At 62.7% G+C, this 16,358-nt stretch carries 11 protein-coding genes; 6 read left to right on the top strand and 5 right to left on the bottom strand.

Annotated features, from left to right (window positions below; all coding sequences use genetic code 11):
• Positions 1 to 29: 29 nt before the first annotated feature.
• Complete coding sequence (locus GUC22_RS19585) at positions 30 to 2,279, bottom strand: TonB-dependent siderophore receptor (RefSeq protein WP_049131326.1); 2,250 nt, start codon at positions 2,277 to 2,279, stop codon at positions 30 to 32.
• Between the two features lie 270 nt (positions 2,280 to 2,549).
• On the opposite strand from GUC22_RS19585, the gene fes reads away from it, so the two are divergent.
• Genes fes through entF form a run of 3 tightly spaced genes read left to right on the top strand, consistent with a single transcriptional unit; the run spans position 2,550 to position 7,878 of the window.
• Positions 2,550 to 3,749: an enterochelin esterase gene (gene fes / locus GUC22_RS19580; RefSeq protein ID WP_154955071.1), complete on the top strand. Its 1,200-nt coding sequence runs from the start codon at positions 2,550 to 2,552 to the stop codon at positions 3,747 to 3,749.
• Positions 3,750 to 3,776: 27 nt separating this feature from the next.
• Entirely contained in the window at positions 3,777 to 3,980 is a 204-nt protein-coding gene (locus GUC22_RS19575) for an MbtH family protein (protein ID WP_154955070.1), read from the top strand.
• A 10-nt stretch (positions 3,981 to 3,990) separates the two neighbouring features.
• Positions 3,991 to 7,878 (top strand): enterobactin non-ribosomal peptide synthetase EntF, encoded by a 3,888-nt coding sequence (gene entF / locus GUC22_RS19570; protein WP_154955069.1) that lies wholly within the window; start codon positions 3,991 to 3,993, stop codon positions 7,876 to 7,878.
• Between the two features lie 85 nt (positions 7,879 to 7,963).
• On the opposite strand, the gene fepC is transcribed toward entF, so the two are convergent.
• From fepC to fepD, 3 genes are read right to left on the bottom strand one after another with little or no spacing between them, the layout of a single operon-like run.
• A complete protein-coding gene (gene fepC, locus GUC22_RS19565; protein WP_049089655.1) occupies positions 7,964 to 8,758 on the bottom strand; it encodes an iron-enterobactin ABC transporter ATP-binding protein in 795 nt (264 codons plus the stop codon).
• Positions 8,755 to 9,747 carry an iron-enterobactin ABC transporter permease gene (gene fepG, locus GUC22_RS19560; protein ID WP_004135443.1) on the bottom strand — a complete coding sequence of 331 codons (993 nt, stop codon included), beginning with the start codon at positions 9,745 to 9,747 and terminating at the stop codon, positions 8,755 to 8,757. The genes fepC and fepG overlap by 4 nt, the downstream gene beginning before the upstream one ends.
• Positions 9,744 to 10,751, bottom strand: coding sequence for a Fe(3+)-siderophore ABC transporter permease (gene fepD, locus GUC22_RS19555; RefSeq protein ID WP_004135441.1), 1,008 nt, complete (start codon positions 10,749 to 10,751; stop codon positions 9,744 to 9,746). The genes fepG and fepD overlap by 4 nt, the downstream gene beginning before the upstream one ends.
• Before the next feature lie 112 nt (positions 10,752 to 10,863).
• Between fepD and entS the strand changes: the two genes are divergently transcribed.
• Positions 10,864 to 12,105 (top strand): enterobactin transporter EntS, encoded by a 1,242-nt coding sequence (entS, locus tag GUC22_RS19550; RefSeq protein WP_024358844.1) that lies wholly within the window; start codon positions 10,864 to 10,866, stop codon positions 12,103 to 12,105.
• A 189-nt stretch (positions 12,106 to 12,294) separates the two neighbouring features.
• Here the strand turns inward: entS and fepB are convergent, their stop codons facing one another.
• A complete protein-coding gene (gene fepB, locus GUC22_RS19545; protein WP_155552914.1) occupies positions 12,295 to 13,194 on the bottom strand; it encodes a Fe2+-enterobactin ABC transporter substrate-binding protein in 900 nt (299 codons plus the stop codon).
• A gap of 371 nt (positions 13,195 to 13,565) precedes the next feature.
• Here fepB and entC point away from each other — a divergent pair, with 371 nt between their 5' ends.
• Together entC and entE are read left to right on the top strand one after the other, a co-directional pair.
• Positions 13,566 to 14,741 carry an isochorismate synthase EntC gene (entC, locus tag GUC22_RS19540; protein ID WP_064342334.1) on the top strand — a complete coding sequence of 392 codons (1,176 nt, stop codon included), beginning with the start codon at positions 13,566 to 13,568 and terminating at the stop codon, positions 14,739 to 14,741.
• A gap of 9 nt (positions 14,742 to 14,750) precedes the next feature.
• Complete coding sequence (gene entE / locus GUC22_RS19535) at positions 14,751 to 16,358, top strand: (2,3-dihydroxybenzoyl)adenylate synthase EntE (RefSeq protein WP_049089662.1); 1,608 nt, start codon at positions 14,751 to 14,753, stop codon at positions 16,356 to 16,358.

Here is a 16,358-nt window from a genome sequence, read left to right as displayed (position 1 = left end):
AGAAGAGGGCGGAGGGAACGGCCAGACAATCAGAAGTGGGTATTGACGCCCAGATACCAGGTGCGGCCTGATTCGTTATAGGTATTGGCGCCAGCGCCAGCCATATACGAAACATCGGTCAGGCTACCGGTGGTTTGCGCATTACCCGCGCGCCAGTGGCGCTTGTCGAAGACGTTATCCACGCCGCCGGTCAGGCTGACGTTTTTGGTCACATCCCAGGTGGCGCTCAGGCCAACGATGCTGTACGGGCTGACTTCGTCCGTTTCAGAACCCACCGCCGGTTGACCTTTGTAGTTATATTTCTTCGGCTGCTGCTTGCCGTACCAGGTGAAGGTCGACTGTACGGAAATATCCTCCTGAATCTGCCAGCTCAGGGTGGAGTTCAGGGTGTATTCCGGAATAATCGACAGACGATCGCCGGTCTCTTTGTTTTTACTTTGCAGCATATAAGTGATGTTATTGGTCCAGTTCACCGTTTCGCTGACCGGCACGTTCAGGGTGCCTTCCAGACCTTCAACCACCGCTTTCGGCACGTTTTCCCACTGATAGATATCGGTTTTGACGTTACCTTTCGACGTTTTTGCAATCGGCGCGTAGCCCGCTTCGATTTTATCGCGGTAGTCGTTACGGAACCAGGTCACCCCCGCCAGCCAGCCGTCGCGCTTAAACTCAAGGCCAATCTCTTTGTTGATGCTGGTTTCGGCTTTCAGGTCATCGTTACCCATCATGTAGCAACCGGTGCCGTTACCGCTGGCGTAGCAGCCCTGGCCTTTACTATAGAGAATATAGTTCGGGTTGGTTTGGTACAGGCTCGGCGCTTTGTAGGCGCGGGCGATGCCCATTTTTAACGTGAAGTCATCCCACAGACCCTGAGACAGGTTGAGCGACGGGCTCCAGTTGTTGCCGACGATCGTGTGATGATCGAAACGCAGCGCCGGCGTCAGCATGGTGGTGTCGGTCAGCTCCACGTTGTCTTCGGCAAACAGGGAGAAGATCTCGGCCTTCGAGTACGGGCTACGGCCGGTGCTGTCATAGCCATCGATATCGCCGCCCATAAAGGTCTGGGTATTTGACGCCAGATCCTTCATCCGCTGCTGATTCCACTCGGTACCCAGCGTCAGGTTCTGGTTGAACACCAGATCCAGAGGAATGTTGACTTCGCTGTGCAGCATCACGTCGGCGAGGTCGATATCGCTGAACTGGTTGCTGTTGAAGATACCTTCCGTGCCGCCCGCCAGACCTTCGCCTTTACGCGAGTTACGGGTGCGTTCGTACTGCGCCCAGTTGCTGGTGGTCACGCCGTTATCCCAGCCGCCGTTCCAGGTGACGGAGTAAGTCTGGCGATAGAGGCGGTTCGTCTCTTTACCGTAGTTCTCTTTCACCAGATCGTTAGTATTGGTGTTCTGCGTATCGCCCGCGTAGAGGTTGCCCTGACGGCTGTAGCCGGATTCAAACTCCAGCGACTGCATCGGCGCGAAATCCCAGCGCACGACGCCGTTAATGTTCTTATTTTTCACCCCTTCGCGCCCGGCAGGCATGGTATTGGCATAGGCGCCGGTACGCTCGGACTGATGTCCGTCGTTGATATCCCAGGCATCGGCCTGGGTTTTGTCGAGGTTGCCCAGCAGGCGGAAGCTGAAATCGCCGCCCAGCGGGCCGCTGAGGCTAAAGTTGGTGCGTTTAGTCGAGCCTTCGTCTTTATGCTCCGGGGCGTTCATGTAGGTATTCCATGAACCGTGCCATTCGCCGTCGCTCTTCTTGGTGATGATATTGACCACGCCGCCCGCCGCGCCGTTGCCGTAGCGCGCGGCCGCCGGGCCGCGAATGACTTCAATACGTTCGATCAGCTCCGGCGGTACCCATGAGGTATCGCCGCGGGTATCGCGCTCGCCGCGCCAGCCCAGACGTACGGAGTTGCGGCTGGTCACGGGCTTGCCGTCAATCAGGATCAGGGTGTTTTCCGGGCCCATGCCGCGAATATCAATCTGGCGATTGTTGCCGCGCTGGCCGCTGGTGGAGTTGCCGGTCAGGTTAACGCCGGGCATGGTACGAATAATTTCCGACACGTCGCGCGCGGGCGGGCGTTTACGAATTTCATCCGCGGTAATGGTTGAAACGCCGGGGGCCTGCAGGTTCTGCTCGGCGGCGGTGACGACCATGGTTTCATCAGCGGATGCGGCTTTGCTATCGGAGACCGTTTCCGCCGCGCTCAGCGGAAAGGTAGCCCCGTAGATTCCCAGATTGACCAGCAAGGCCAGGGATTTGATCCTGTTATTCATTGTAATTCCTGCTTTTCGTCGCCGCCTTCCCCAAAGGCCCTTCCCGTCGGGAGGGGAGGCGGAATCAATAGTGCCGGTAGAGGGCAAAGGCATTCCGTCGCTGGCTAAATGAGCCCTCTCTGACATGTTTATTTTTGAAAGACGCGCTTCCCACAGCGCGCTAATACGCTATTGCAAATGAAAATAGTTATCAATAATATTATCAATAAATATTGCGTTTATTAATGCGTTTGTTGATAAATGTCACGATAAACATAGGGTTGAAAAGGAATGCATAAGACAGGATGCGACGACTGGTGGCGCACTATCTCCGGTCCGCAAATAGAGGCCGTGGACGACGCGTATCGGGTGACCTTCTGGTGGCGCGATCCGGCGGGCGACGAAGCGTCTTCGGCAACCCGCCGGGTGTGGATTTATATTACCGGCGTGACTGACCATCATAAAAACGCCGTGCCGCAAACGCTGCAGCGCATTCCCGGCACCGATGCCTGGCGCTGGCAAACCACGCTTTCTCCCACCTGGCGCGGCAGCTACTGCTTTATCCCTTCCGCGCGCGACGACGACTTTTCTCCTCAGCTTTTTAACGGCGACGGCCCGGACCGCGCGCTGCTGCGCGAAGGCTGGCGCAGGCTGCTGCCGCGGGCGATTGCCGACCCGCTCAATCCGCAAAGCTGGAAGGGCGGGCGCGGTCACGCGGTCTCCGCGCTGGAGCTGCCGGAAGCCCCGGAGCAGCCGGGCTGGGCGCTGCGTGAAGAACCTTATCAGCCTCCGATCTGCATTGAGTGGCGCAGCCAGCGGCTCGGCAACCGCAGACGAATATGGGTTTACGCCACCGGCGACGCGCAGCCGCAGCAGCGCCCGCTGGCGATCCTGCTCGACGGCCAGTTCTGGGCCGAAAGTATGCCGGTATGGTCGCCGCTGGCAGGCTTAACCCGCGAAAAATGGCTGCCGCCGGCGGTTTATCTGCTGATTGACGCGATTGATAACCCGCACCGGGCCGCAGAGTTGCCCTGCAATGACGCGTTCTGGCTGGCGGTACAGGAAGAGCTGCTGCCAATGGTTCACCGACTAGCGCCTTTCAGCGATCGCGCCGATCGCACGGTGGTAGCGGGTCAGAGCTTTGGCGGCCTGGCGTCGATGTTCGCCGCCCTCTACTGGCCCCAGCGCTTTGGCTGCGTGCTCAGCCAGTCCGGCTCCTACTGGTGGCCGCATCGCGGCGGCGCGCAGACGGGCCTGCTGATTGACCGCCTGAGCCGCGGCGAAATACAGCCGCAAGGGCTACGTATCTGGCTGGAAGCCGGTCTTCGCGAGCCGATCATTTTTCGCGCCAACCAGGCGCTGCTGGCGCATCTGGAACAGCAGACGATTTTCTGGCGTCAGGTTGATGGCGGGCATGATGCGCTGTGCTGGCGCGGCGGGCTGACGGCGGGGCTCATCCAGCTGTGGCAGCCTTTATGCCGTGACGAGTAGCAACGCGCGCTTTACGAGGAATTTGACATGCAATTCAGTAATCCCTTCGACAATCCACCAGGGCAGTTTTACATCCTGCGCAATGAGCAGCAGCAGTACAGCCTGTGGCCGCACCACTGCGCGCTGCCGAAAGGCTGGTCGGTAGAGTGCCCGCCGCAGTCGTTAGAGGCGTGCAACGCCTGGCTGGCGGCGAACTGGTCTACCTTGACCCCCGCCCACCATGCGTCCTGAGGAGCCGATAATGACCACACGTTTACCGCTGGTTGCGGCGCAGCCGGGGATCTGGATGGCGGAGCGCCTCTCGACGCTGCCCGGCGCATGGAGCGTCGCCCACTATGTTGAGCTGCGCGGCGATATTGACCCGGTCCTGCTCGGGCGGGCGATTATCACCGGGCTCTCTCAGGCCGACACCGTCAGTATGCGTTTTTGTGAAGATAACGGCGAAGCCTGGCAGTGGGTTGATGAACGCCGCGTTTTTGCCGAACCGGACTATCAGGATCTGCGCGCGGCGAGCGACCCGCACGCCGCCGCGCTGGCGAGGATGCAGGCCGACCTCGGGCAGAATCTGCGGGTGGATGGCGGTAATCCGCTGGTCTGCCATCAGCTGCTGCGGGTAGGCGATAACCGCTGGTACTGGTATCAGCGTTACCACCATTTGCTGGTCGATGGCTTCAGCTTCCCGGCCATTACCCGCCAGATCGCCGCGATTTATCGCGCCTGGCAGCGCGGCGAAGAGACGCCCGCCTCGCCGTTTACGCCCTTTGCCGAGGTGGTGGAAGAGTACCAGCGCTATTACGGCAGCGATGCCTGGCAGCGCGACAAAGCGTTCTGGCAGGCGCAGCGTCAGGCGCTGCCGTCTCCGGCCTCGCTGTCGGATGCGCCGCTGGCGGGAAGGGCGACCAGCAGCGATATCTGGCGCATGAAGCTGGAGGTGGATGCCGGCGTCTTTAGCCGGCTGGCGGCAAGCGCGCCGCAGTGCCAGCGCGCGGACCTGGCTCTGGCGCTGACCGCCCTGTGGCTGGGACGGCTGTGCAGCCGAACGGAGTATGCCGCAGGCTTTATTTTTATGCGTCGTATGGGCTCCGCGGCGCTCACCGCCACCGGTCCAGTGCTCAACGTTCTGCCGCTGGCGGTCACCATTGATGCCGGGGAAACGCTGGCGGAGCTGGCCGCGCGTCTTGCCGGACAGCTGAAGAAAATGCGCCGCCATCAGCGCTATGACGCCGAACAGATTGTCCGCGACAGCGGCAAGGCGGCGGGCGACGAACCGCTGTTTGGCCCGGTGCTTAATATTAAAGTTTTTGATTATCAGCTGGATATCGATGGCGTACAGGCGATTACCCATACCCTGGCGACCGGTCCGGTCAACGACCTGGAGCTGGCGCTGTTCCCGGATGAAGCCGGCGGCCTGTCGCTGGAGGTGCTGGCCAATAAGCAGCGTTACGATAAACAGACGCTGGGCAACCATATCGCCCGACTTTCCGCGCTGCTGGCGCAGTTTGCCGATAATCCGGCCCTGCGCTGCGGCGACGTGAATATGCTATCGGCGGCGGAAGCGGAGCAGCTACAGCGGGTGAACGCCACCGCCGTCGATCTGCCGCTCACCACCCTGAGCGCGCGGGTGGCGGAACAGGCGGCGAAAACCCCGGATGCCCCGGCGCTGGCGGACGGCCGCTGGCAGTTTAGCTACCGCGAGATGCGCCAGCAGGTGGTGGCGCTGGCTGAACAGCTTCGCGCGCGGGGCATCAAGCCGGGCGATAGCGTGGCGGTGGCGCTGCCGCGTTCGGTATTCCTGACCCTGGCGCTGCACGGCATCGTTGAAGCCGGCGCCGCGTGGCTGCCGCTGGATACCGGCTATCCCGACGATCGTCTGCGGATGATGCTGGAAGACGCACGGCCGTCGCTGCTGATTACCTCTGAAGATCAGCGGGCGCGCTTTAGCGATATCCCCGGCCTCGAAAGCCTGTGCTATCAACACCCGCTGGCGGCGGCGGATGCCGCGCCGCTGGCGCTCTCGCAGCCGGAGCATACCGCGTATATCATCTTCACCTCCGGCTCGACGGGGCGACCGAAAGGGGTCATGGTCGGGCAAACCGCCATCGTCAACCGCCTGCTGTGGATGCAGGACCACTATCCGCTCACCGCCGATGATGTGGTGGCGCAGAAAACGCCGTGCAGCTTTGATGTATCGGTCTGGGAGTTCTGGTGGCCGTTTATCGCCGGCGCGCAGCTGGTGATGGCCGAGCCGGAGGCCCATCGCGATCCGCTGGCGATGCAGCAGTTCTTCGCCCGCTACGGCGTGACCACCACCCACTTTGTCCCCTCGATGCTGGCGGCGTTTGTCGCCTCGCTGAATACGGAAAACGTCGCCTCGTGCCATACCCTGCGCCGGGTCTTCTGCAGCGGCGAAGCGCTGCCGACGGCGCTGTGCCGGGAGTGGGAGGAGCTGACCGGCGCGCCGCTGCATAACCTGTACGGCCCGACGGAAGCGGCGGTGGACGTCAGCTGGTATCCGGCCTGCGGGCCTGAACTGGCGGCGGTAACCGGCGCCAGCGTGCCGATTGGCTGGCCGGTGTGGAATACCGGCTTACGCATCCTCGATGCATCGATGCGCCCGGTACCGCCGGGCGTGGCGGGGGATCTCTACCTGACTGGCATTCAGCTGGCGCAGGGCTATCTCGGGCGCCCCGATTTAACCGCCAGCCGCTTTATCGCCGACCCTTACGCGCCGGGCGAGCGCATGTACCGCACCGGCGACGTTGCCCGCTGGCTGGATAACGGCGCGGTCGAGTATCTCGGGCGCAGCGACGACCAGCTAAAAATCCGCGGCCAGCGGATCGAACTTGGGGAAATTGATCGCGCAATGTCGGCGCTGCCGGACGTTGCGCAGGCGGTGGCTCACGCCTGCGTCTTCAACCAGGCGGCGGCGACCGGGGGCGATGCCCGCCAGCTGGTGGGCTATCTGGTTTCTGAATCCGGCCTGCCGCTGGATACCGAGGCGCTTAAAGCGCGGCTTGGCGAACAGCTGCCGCCGCATATGGTGCCGGTGGTGCTGATTCAACTGCCGGCGCTGCCGCTGAGCGCCAACGGCAAGCTGGATCGCAAAGCGCTGCCGCTGCCGACGCTGAGCCGCGTAAGCCGCGGTCGTCCGCCGGAGCCGGGCGTGGAAACCACCGTCGCCTCGGCGTTCAGCCAGCTGCTGGGCTGCGAGGTGAACGATATCGACGCCGATTTCTTCGCCCTTGGCGGCCATTCGCTGCTGGCGATGCGTCTGGCGGCGACGCTCGGCCGCGAACTGCAACGCCAGGTGACGCCGGGGCAGGTGATGGTCGCTTCTACCGTCGGCAAGCTGAGCGCGCTGCTGGCATCGGATCTCAGCGATGAGCAGGCGCAACGGCTGGGCTTCGACGCGATCCTGCCGCTGCGCGAGAGCGACGGCCCGACGCTGTTTTGCTTCCATCCAGCTTCCGGTTTTGCCTGGCAGTTCAGCGTGCTGGCGCGTTATTTAAGCCCGCGTTGGTCGATCGTCGGCATTCAGTCGCCGCGACCGCACGGGCCGATGGCGACGGCGGCGGATCTGGATGCGGTCTGCGAGCATCATCTGCAAACCCTGCTTTCGCAGCAGCCCCACGGCCCCTATTATCTGCTGGGCTATTCGCTCGGCGGCACCCTGGCGCAGGGAATAGCCGCCCGCTTACGCCAGCGCGGCGAAGCGGTGGCGTTTCTCGGCCTGCTGGATACCTGGCCGCCGGAAACGCAGAACTGGGCGGAGAAAGAGGCCAACGGTCTGGACCCTGAGGTGCTGGCGGAGATCGCCCGCGAGCGGGAGGCGTTTCTGGCCGCCCAGCAGGGGCAGGCTTCCGGTGAGCTGTTCAGCGTTATCGAGGGTAACTACGCCGACGCGGTGCGCCTGCTGACCACCGCGCACAGCGCGAAGTTTGACGGTAAGGCGACGCTGTTCGTGGCGGAGAAAACCCGTCAGCCCGGGATGGAGCCGCAGAGGGTCTGGGGGCCGTGGGTCGGCGAGCTGGAGGTGTTTAGCCAGGATTGCGCCCACGTGGATATTATCTCCCCGCAGGCCTTTGAGGCGATTGGCCCGGTGGTCAGGGAGATCCTCGGGGAAGGATAGAAAAACTCCCGGGTTGCGGCGTAAACGCCTTACCCGGGCTACCGTTTCTGCCAGCCCGGCTAAGCGCAGCGCGAGCCGGGAATATCTATCGGCGACCCAGCGGCACCACCAGCGGCGTATGCGCCACCGGATCCTCTATGATCGTACAGCGCAGACCGTAAATCTTTTCAATGAGCTCCGCGCTGACGATCTCCTTCGGCGCGCCTTCGGCGACGATTTTACCCTCGCGCAGGGCAATCAAATGGGTCGCGTAGCGGCAGGCCTGGTTCAGATCGTGCAGCACCGCCGCCAGCGTATAGCCCTTCTGCTGATTCAGCTCGCTTAGCAGCTCAAGCAGATCGATCTGATGGCTGATATCCAGCCAGGTGGTAGGCTCATCGAGCAGCATAATCGCCGTCTCCTGGGCCAGCACCATGGCGATCCACGCCCGCTGGCGCTGGCCGCCGGAGAGGGTATCGACGCTTTGCCGCGCGAGGTCGGTAATGCCGGTGGCCTTCATCGCCCTGCTGACCGCCTCTTCATCCTCTTTGCGCCAGCGGGTAAACAGCGGCTGGTGCGGATAGCGCCCGCGGGCCACCAGCTCCTGAACCGTTATATCCCCCGGCGTGGTGGCGTTCTGCGCCAGCAGGCCGATGCGTTTGGCGACCTCTTTACTGGCGTAACGCTGGATCTGCTCGCCGTCGAGATAAACATGACCGCTGGTAGGCGTCATCAGGCGGCTCAGGGTGCGCAGCAGGGTCGACTTACCGCAGCCGTTGGGACCGATAATGGCGGTAAAGTGGCCATCGGGAATGGTGACGTTCAGCGATTCGGCGATGGTTTTTTTGCCGTACGCCAGGGTCAACTGGTCGCCGCGCAAACGGGAGGTGACAGCGGTCATTTTTTGCGGGACTCCTGAATTAATAACCCGATAAGGTAGAGGCCGCCAATGCTGACGGTCACCACGCCCACCGGTAACTGATAGGGCATAAACAGACGCTGCGCGCAGTAGTCAGACAGCGCCAGCAGCAGGGCGCCGCACAGCGCCGCCTGGGCCAGCCCCCAGCGGGCGGTACCGCTAAGGCGCCGCGCGATATGCGGGGCCACGAGGGCGATAAAGGAAATCGGCCCGGCGAGGGCGGTAGCGGCGGCGGTCAGCACCACCCCGACCAGCATCAGCAGCAGCCGCGAGCGTTCAACCCGCACGCCCAGCGCGCAGGCGGTATCGTCGCCCATCTCCAGCAGCCGCATACGCCGCGCCAGCAGCGCCCCGCACGCCAGCATCAAGAGAATCAGCGGCGCGGAGGGCCAGGTTTTCCCCCAGGTCAGACCGTTAAGCGAACCGGCATACCACAGCCCGGCGGAGAGGGCGGTTTCCAGCGAAGCGCGCAGCAGCAGCCAGGTATTGAACGCCACCAGCATGGCCCGCACGCCGATGCCGATAATAATCAGGCGAAAGGTCTCAATGCCGTTGCGCCACGCCAGCAGCCAGACCACCAGCGCGGTGAGAATACCGCCAACCATTGCCGCCATGGCGATGGCCGCCAGGTTCTGGCCGAACATCACCATCGCCACCAGCACGCCGCTCCACGCCCCGGTGTTGAACCCCATCACGTCCGGACTGCCCAGCGGGTTGCGGGTCAACGACTGGAAAATCGCGCCGCTGACGCCAAGGGCGGCGCCGATCAGCAGCGCCATCAGCACGCGCGGCAGACGCCACTCGGTCACCACCAGGGTGACGTTACGCGGCGCATCGCCGAGCAGCGCGGAGATAACCTGCTCAACGCTTAACGGCACCAGGCCGCTACCCAGCCCCCACAGGGAGACCAGCACGCTGGCGACCAGCAGTAGCAAACAGCTCAATATCAGGCGACGAGAAGGCGCAATCACATGCCACCTCCGCGCGGCTGGCGGCGCACCAGCCAGATCAGCACCGGCGCGCCAATAAAGGCGCTGACCACTGAAACCCGCAGTTCGCCGGGCACCAGCAGGCGCCCCAGCACGTCGGCAAACAGCAGCAGGGCGGGGGTCGCCAGTAGGGTCACCGGCAGCGACCAGCGATGATCCGCGCCCACCAGCCAGCGGGCCATATGCGGCATCATCAGGCCGATAAAGGCGATCGGCCCCACCACCGCCGTGGCGCTACCGCACAGAACGGTAATCGCCAGCAGACCAATAAGCTGAGTCCGCGCGACCCGGCTGCCGAGCGCGGTGGCCGTATCGTTGCCGAGGCTCAGGCTGTTTAAGGCCCGGCTCAGCAGCAGGGTCACCAGACCGGCAATCAGCACCGGGATCAGCACAATTTTCAGGGTTTGCAGGGTGCGCACGTCGAGCGAACCCGCCTGCCAGAAGCGCAGCTGGTCATAGACGTCGGGATTAAGCAGCGCGATACCGCTGGAAAGCCCTTCCAGCACCGCCGCCAGGGCGACCCCCGCGAGGGTCAGGCGCACGGGGCTGAGCTGGCCGCCGCCCTGGCTGCCGGTAAAGGCGACCAGCAGCGAGGCGCCGAACGCGCCGCAAAAGGCCATCAGCAGCTGCTCCTGCGGCGAAGAAAGGCCAAACAGCGCCGCGCCCAGCACGATAGCGAAGCTGGCGCCGGAGTTGACGCCGAGGATCCCGGGGTCCGCCAGCGGGTTGCGGGTCAGCGTTTGCATCAGCGCGCCGGCCAGACCCAGCGCGCCGCCGGCCAGCAGCCCGGCGAGGGTTCGCGGCAGCCGGGCATCAAGGACGATGGTGCAATCGGCGCTCTGGCAGGTGCCGGTGAAGGCATCGAGGACGACGCTAAACGGTAGGGGTTTGGCGCCGATCAGCAGGCTGAGCGCAACGGCGATGATTAAAACGATTAAAAGACCCGGCACGGCAAAGGCGCGCGCCGCGGTCGTGGAACACGACATGGCTTACATCCCTGGCATGATAATGATAGTAATTATCGTTATCGATTCTATTCAGTTATGTTAGCATGTGCACCCATAAAAATGGTATGGAAAATAATAACAAGGCGCTGTCATGAACCGACAATCCTGGCTGCTGAATCTCAGCTTGTTGAAAACTCACCCGGCCTTTCGCGCCGTCTTTATCGCCCGCTTTATTTCAATCCTGTCGCTTGGCCTGCTGGGCGTGGCGATCCCGGTGCAAATCCAGATGATGACCCATTCAACCTGGCAAGTGGGGCTGTCGGTGACCCTGACCGGCGCTTCGATGTTTGTCGGTTTGATGATCGGCGGCGTGCTTGCCGACCGCTATGAGCGTAAGCGTTTGATCCTGCTGGCGCGCGGCACCTGCGGGATTGGTTTCGTCGGCCTGTGCCTGAACGCCATGCTGCCGGAGCCGTCGTTAATCGCCATCTATCTGCTCGGTATCTGGGACGGTCTGTTCGCCTCTATTGGCGTGACCGCGCTGCTGGCGGCGACGCCGGCGCTGGTTGGCCGGGAAAATCTGATGCAGGCCGGGGCGATCACCATGTTGACGGTGCGGCTGGGCTCGGTGATTTCGCCGATGATCGGCGGTCTGCTACTGGCAACCGGCGGCGTGGCCTGGAACTACGGTCTGGCGGCGGCGGGAACCTTTATCACCACGCTGACTCTGCTGCGTTTACCGCTGCTGGCGCCGCCGCCGCAGCCGCGCGAGCACCCGCTGAAATCGCTGAACGCGGGGCTGAAGTTTCTGTTTAACAGCCCGCTTATCGGCGGCATCGCGCTGCTTGGCGGTCTGCTGACGATGGCCAGCGCGGTGCGCGTGCTCTATCCGGCGCTGGCCGGAAGCTGGCAGATGTCGGCGTCGCAGATTGGCCTGCTCTATGCTGCGATCCCACTGGGCGCGGCATTCGGGGCACTAACCAGCGGGCAACTGGCGCAGACGGCGAAGCCGGGCGTGCTGATGCTGGCGACCACCGTCGGCTCGTTTGTGGCGATTGCGCTGTTCAGCCTGATGCCGGTGTGGGAGCTGGGCGCGCTGTGTCTGGCGCTGTTTGGCTGGCTAAGCGCGATAAGCTCGCTGCTGCAATATACGCTGATTCAGACCCAGACCCCGGAAAATATGCTCGGGCGCATCAACGGTCTGTGGACCGCGCAGAACGTGACCGGCGATGCGATAGGCGCGGCGCTGCTCGGCGGCCTGGGCGCGATCCTGACGCCGGTGGCCTCGGCGAGCGCCAGCGGTTGGGCGCTGGTGATTGTGGGCGCGGTGCTGGTGGGGCTGTTACGCGAACTGCGCCGCTTTCAGCGCCCGGAAGCGGTCAGCGAAAGTTAACTCCGCTGGGCTTTCCCGGCGGTCCTGTAGCCCAGGCAAGGCGCCTGGCGCCGCCCCGGGAGAAGCGCGCAGGGTGTTGGAGAACTTTCCCGGAGGCGATGCTGTGCATCTGTCCGGGCTACGCCTCCCCAGCGGTCTGCCGTCCTGTAGCCCGGGCAAGGCGCCTGGCGCCGCCCCCGGGAGATCGGCTTAGGCAAAGAGCGCTGCTAAACGCTGCAGCACCAGCACGGCGCTGTAGTAATCCAGGCGGAAGGTTTCCGTCCCCAGCGGATAAACGCGTTTCCCTTCAACGGCGGGCAGATGCGATAGCAGCGGGTTGGCGTTAATCGCGTCGGCGTCTTTTTGGTCGCCGGCGAACAGGAACAGGCTCTGACCGTTAAGCCCGGCGGCTAAGTTTTCCCCGCCCAGCTGCACGATATCATGCCGTTTTCCCTGGCTCTGGCTGGCATGCAGCCCGCCTGGCAGGTCGGCGAGGGTAAAGCCCAGCTGTTCGAGCAGCTGTCCCTGAGCGGATTCTTTGGTCCAGATATTGGCGCTATGGGCCGCGGCGGTGTAGACCAGCGCGGTGACCGGCTGCGGCGGCAGCTTCATCTGCTCTTTCAGCGCCGCCAGCTTTTTATCAAACTCCGCGATTCTTTCAGCGGCCTGCTGTTCATGGCCGGTGATATTCCCCAATTGGGTCAGCAGGGCCTGCCAGCTTTTATCATCGTAGTTAATGATAAGCGTCGGGGCGATGGTGGAAAGCTGGTCGTAGAGCGTCATCGCCGAATCGCCGCCGGTGGCGCTAATCAGAATCAAATCCGGCATTTGCGCGGCGACGGCCTCAGCGCTCGGTTCGCCGATATAGAGGCGCGCCAGCTTGCGCGCTTTCGCCACCTCGCTCCATTGCCGCAAAAAACCCTGGCCATCGGCGACGCGGTTGTTGGGCGTGGTGGCCCCGCTGGCCACCACCGGCGCGTCAATCGCCAGTAGCGAACCGGTCAGCGTCACGCTGGTGGAGACAATGCGCAGCGGCTGGCTTTCCAGCGTATGGGTTCCGCGGCTGTCGGTTATCTGGCGCGGCCAGTCTGCCGCCAGCGCTGAGCTCATTCCTAAAATCGCCAGGCCGCTGGCGAGGAGGGTACGGCGGCAAAAGGTGGAGAAATTCACGTATTCGCATCCTGATTGAGTGGTGATAAATGCTTCTCATTTTCAGCTTTGCGCCGCGTGGATGCAAGTCTATACCCTAATAATTCGAGTTGCAGGAAGGCGGCAAGTGAACGAATCCCGATGAGCTTACTGTAGTAAGTGATTCGGGTGAGCGAACACAGCCAACACACCTGCAACTTGAAGTATGACGGGTATAAGTCGCACAACATGCTACCTGTACGGTTGACATAAAGCGCAATACCTTTTAGGTTAGCCAACCAAAATATAAATGATAATTATTCGTAATATCTTTATCGTTTTTGGAGGATGATATGGAAACGTCTTTGGCTGAGGAAGTTCGGGAGAAAAAAATGACCCTGCCGCCGGAAAGCTTCTTCTTTATGTCGCCGTACCGCAGTTTCACCACCGCTGGCTGCTTTAGCCGATTCTCTCATCCCGCCGCCGACGGCGATGATCCGGACGGAGAGTTTCAGCAAAAAATGGCCGCCGCCTTTAAAGCGGCGCGCACTGCCGGGATCGCCAGACCGGTGATGGTCGGCGCCATTCCGTTCGATACCAGCGAGCCCTCCGAGCTGTTTATCCCCGCGAGCTGGACCGCGTTCTCCCGCACTGAAAAGCAGCACTCCGCGCGCTATGCGTCGGGGCAAAATCCGATGGATGTCGTGCAGCGCCGGGAGATCCCCGAGCAGGACACCTTTATGGCGATGGTGGCGCGCGCGGCGGCCCTCACCGCGACGCCGGAAGTGGACAAGGTGGTCCTGTCGCGCCTGATTGATATCACCACCCGCGAACGGGTCGATAGCGGGGCGCTGCTCGAGCGCCTGATCGCCCAGAATCCGGCCAGCTTTAACTTCCACGTGCCGCTCTCAGACGGCGGCGTGCTGCTGGGCGCAAGCCCAGAGCTGCTGCTGCGTAAAGAAGGCGCGCATTTCAGCTCTCTGCCGCTGGCCGGTTCCGCCCGCCGCCAGCCGGACGATGTGCTGGATCGTGAAGCGGGGCACAGGCTGCTGGCGTCGGAAAAAGATCGCCATGAACATGAGCTGGTGACTCAGGCGATGAAGGCCGTATTAGCGCCGCGCAGCAGCGAACTCTCCCTGCCGGACTCTCCGCAGCTGATCACCACGCCGACCCTGTGGCATCTGGCGACGCAGATTCAGGGCACCGCGCTGGCAAACGAGAATGCCATGTCGCTGGCCTGCCTGCTGCATCCGACTCCGGCGCTGAGCGGTTTCCCGCATCAGGCGGCGAAACGCCTGATCGGCGAACTGGAGCCGTTCGACCGCCAGCTATTCGGCGGCATTGTCGGCTGGTGTGATGACGAAGGCAACGGCGAGTGGGTGGTCACCATCCGCTGCGCGCGCCTGCAGCAGAGCACCCTGCGGCTATTTGCCGGCGCAGGTATCGTTCCGGCCTCTTCGCCGTTGGGCGAGTGGCGCGAAACCGGCGTCAAACTGACCACCATGCTGAACGTATTCGGCTTGCAATAAGGGACGATGATGATCGAATTTACCCGCTGGCCGGAAGCGTTCGCGGCCCGCTATCGGCAAAAAGGCTACTGGCAGGATCTGCCATTAACTCAACTGATAACCCGTCATGCGGAAAACGACGCCCCGGCGATTATCGACGGCGACAAAAGCTACAGCTACCGTGAATTCAACCGCCTGGTGGATAACCTCGCTTCCTCGCTGCAGCGTCTTGGCCTGAAGCGCGGCGAAACGGCGCTGGTGCAGCTGGGCAACGTCGCGGAGTTCTATATTACCTTTTTCGCGCTGCTGCGCATCGGCGTGGCGCCGGTCAACGCGCTGTTCAGCCACCAGCGTAGCGAGCTGAACGCCTACGCCGCGCAAATTGAACCCGCCTTACTGATTGCCGACCGCGCACATGCGCTGTTTGCCGATGATGATTTTCTTAACGCTTTTGTTGCGCAGCATCCGTCGGTACGCGTGGCGCTGCTGCTGAACGACGACGGCGAGCAGAGCCTGACGGCGGCCATCGAGCGCGCTGACGATAGTTTCGTTGCGCATCCGACACCTGCCGACGAAGTGGCTTTTTTCCAGCTTTCCGGCGGCAGTACCGGGACGCCGAAGCTCATCCCACGTACGCATAACGACTACGACTACAGCATTCGCCGCAGTAACGAGCTGTGCGGCGTAAGCGCCGAAACGCGCTATCTGAACGCGCTTCCCGCCGCCCACAACTACGCGATGAGCTCGCCGGGTTCACTCGGCGTGTTCCTCGCCGGCGGCGTGGTGGTGCTGGCGCACGACCCGAGCGCCACCCTCTGCTTCCCGCTGATCGAAAAGCACCAGATTAACCTGACCTCGCTGGTTCCGCCGGCGGTAAGCCTGTGGTTACAGGAGATCCATGAGTCCGGCAGCAATGCCCGTCTGCAGTCGCTACGGCTGCTGCAGGTAGGTGGGGCGCGCCTGTCCGCGACCCTCGCCGCGCGTATTCCGGCGGAAATCGGCTGTCAGCTCCAGCAGGTCTTCGGCATGGCGGAGGGGCTGGTGAACTATACCCGCCTCAACGACAGCCCCGAGCGCATCATCAACACCCAGGGCTGCCCGATGTGCCCGGATGACGAAGTGTGGGTGGCCGATGCCGATGGTAATCCGCTGCCGCGCGGCGAAGTCGGGCGCCTGATGACCCGCGGGCCGTACACCTTCCGCGGGTACTACAAGAGCCCGCAGCATAATGCCGAAGCCTTTGATGCCGATGGTTTCTACTGCTCTGGCGATCTGATTTCGATCGATGAAGAGGGCTACATCACCGTGCAGGGGCGGGAAAAAGATCAGATCAACCGCGGCGGCGAGAAGATCGCGGCGGAAGAGATCGAAAACCTGCTGCTGCGTCATCCTGCGGCGATCCACGCGGCGCTGGTCAGCATGGAAGACAGCCTGCTGGGTGAGAAGAGCTGTGCGTATCTGGTGGTGAAGGAGCCTCTGCGCGCGGTAGCGGTGCGCCGCTTCCTGCGTGAACAAGGGGTCGCAGAATTTAAACTTCCGGACCGCGTGGAGTGCGTTGATGCGCTGCCGCTGACGCCGGTGGGCAAAGTCGATAAAAAACAATTACGTCAGTGGCTGGCTGAACGCAAGCTGGGCTGA

It is taken from the genome of Klebsiella sp. MPUS7 (assembly GCF_009905335.1).
Lineage (GTDB): Bacteria > Pseudomonadota > Gammaproteobacteria > Enterobacterales > Enterobacteriaceae > Klebsiella > Klebsiella grimontii.
The sequence above is the reverse complement of the archived record's forward strand: the minus strand, read 5'-3'. Positions and strand labels throughout refer to the sequence as shown.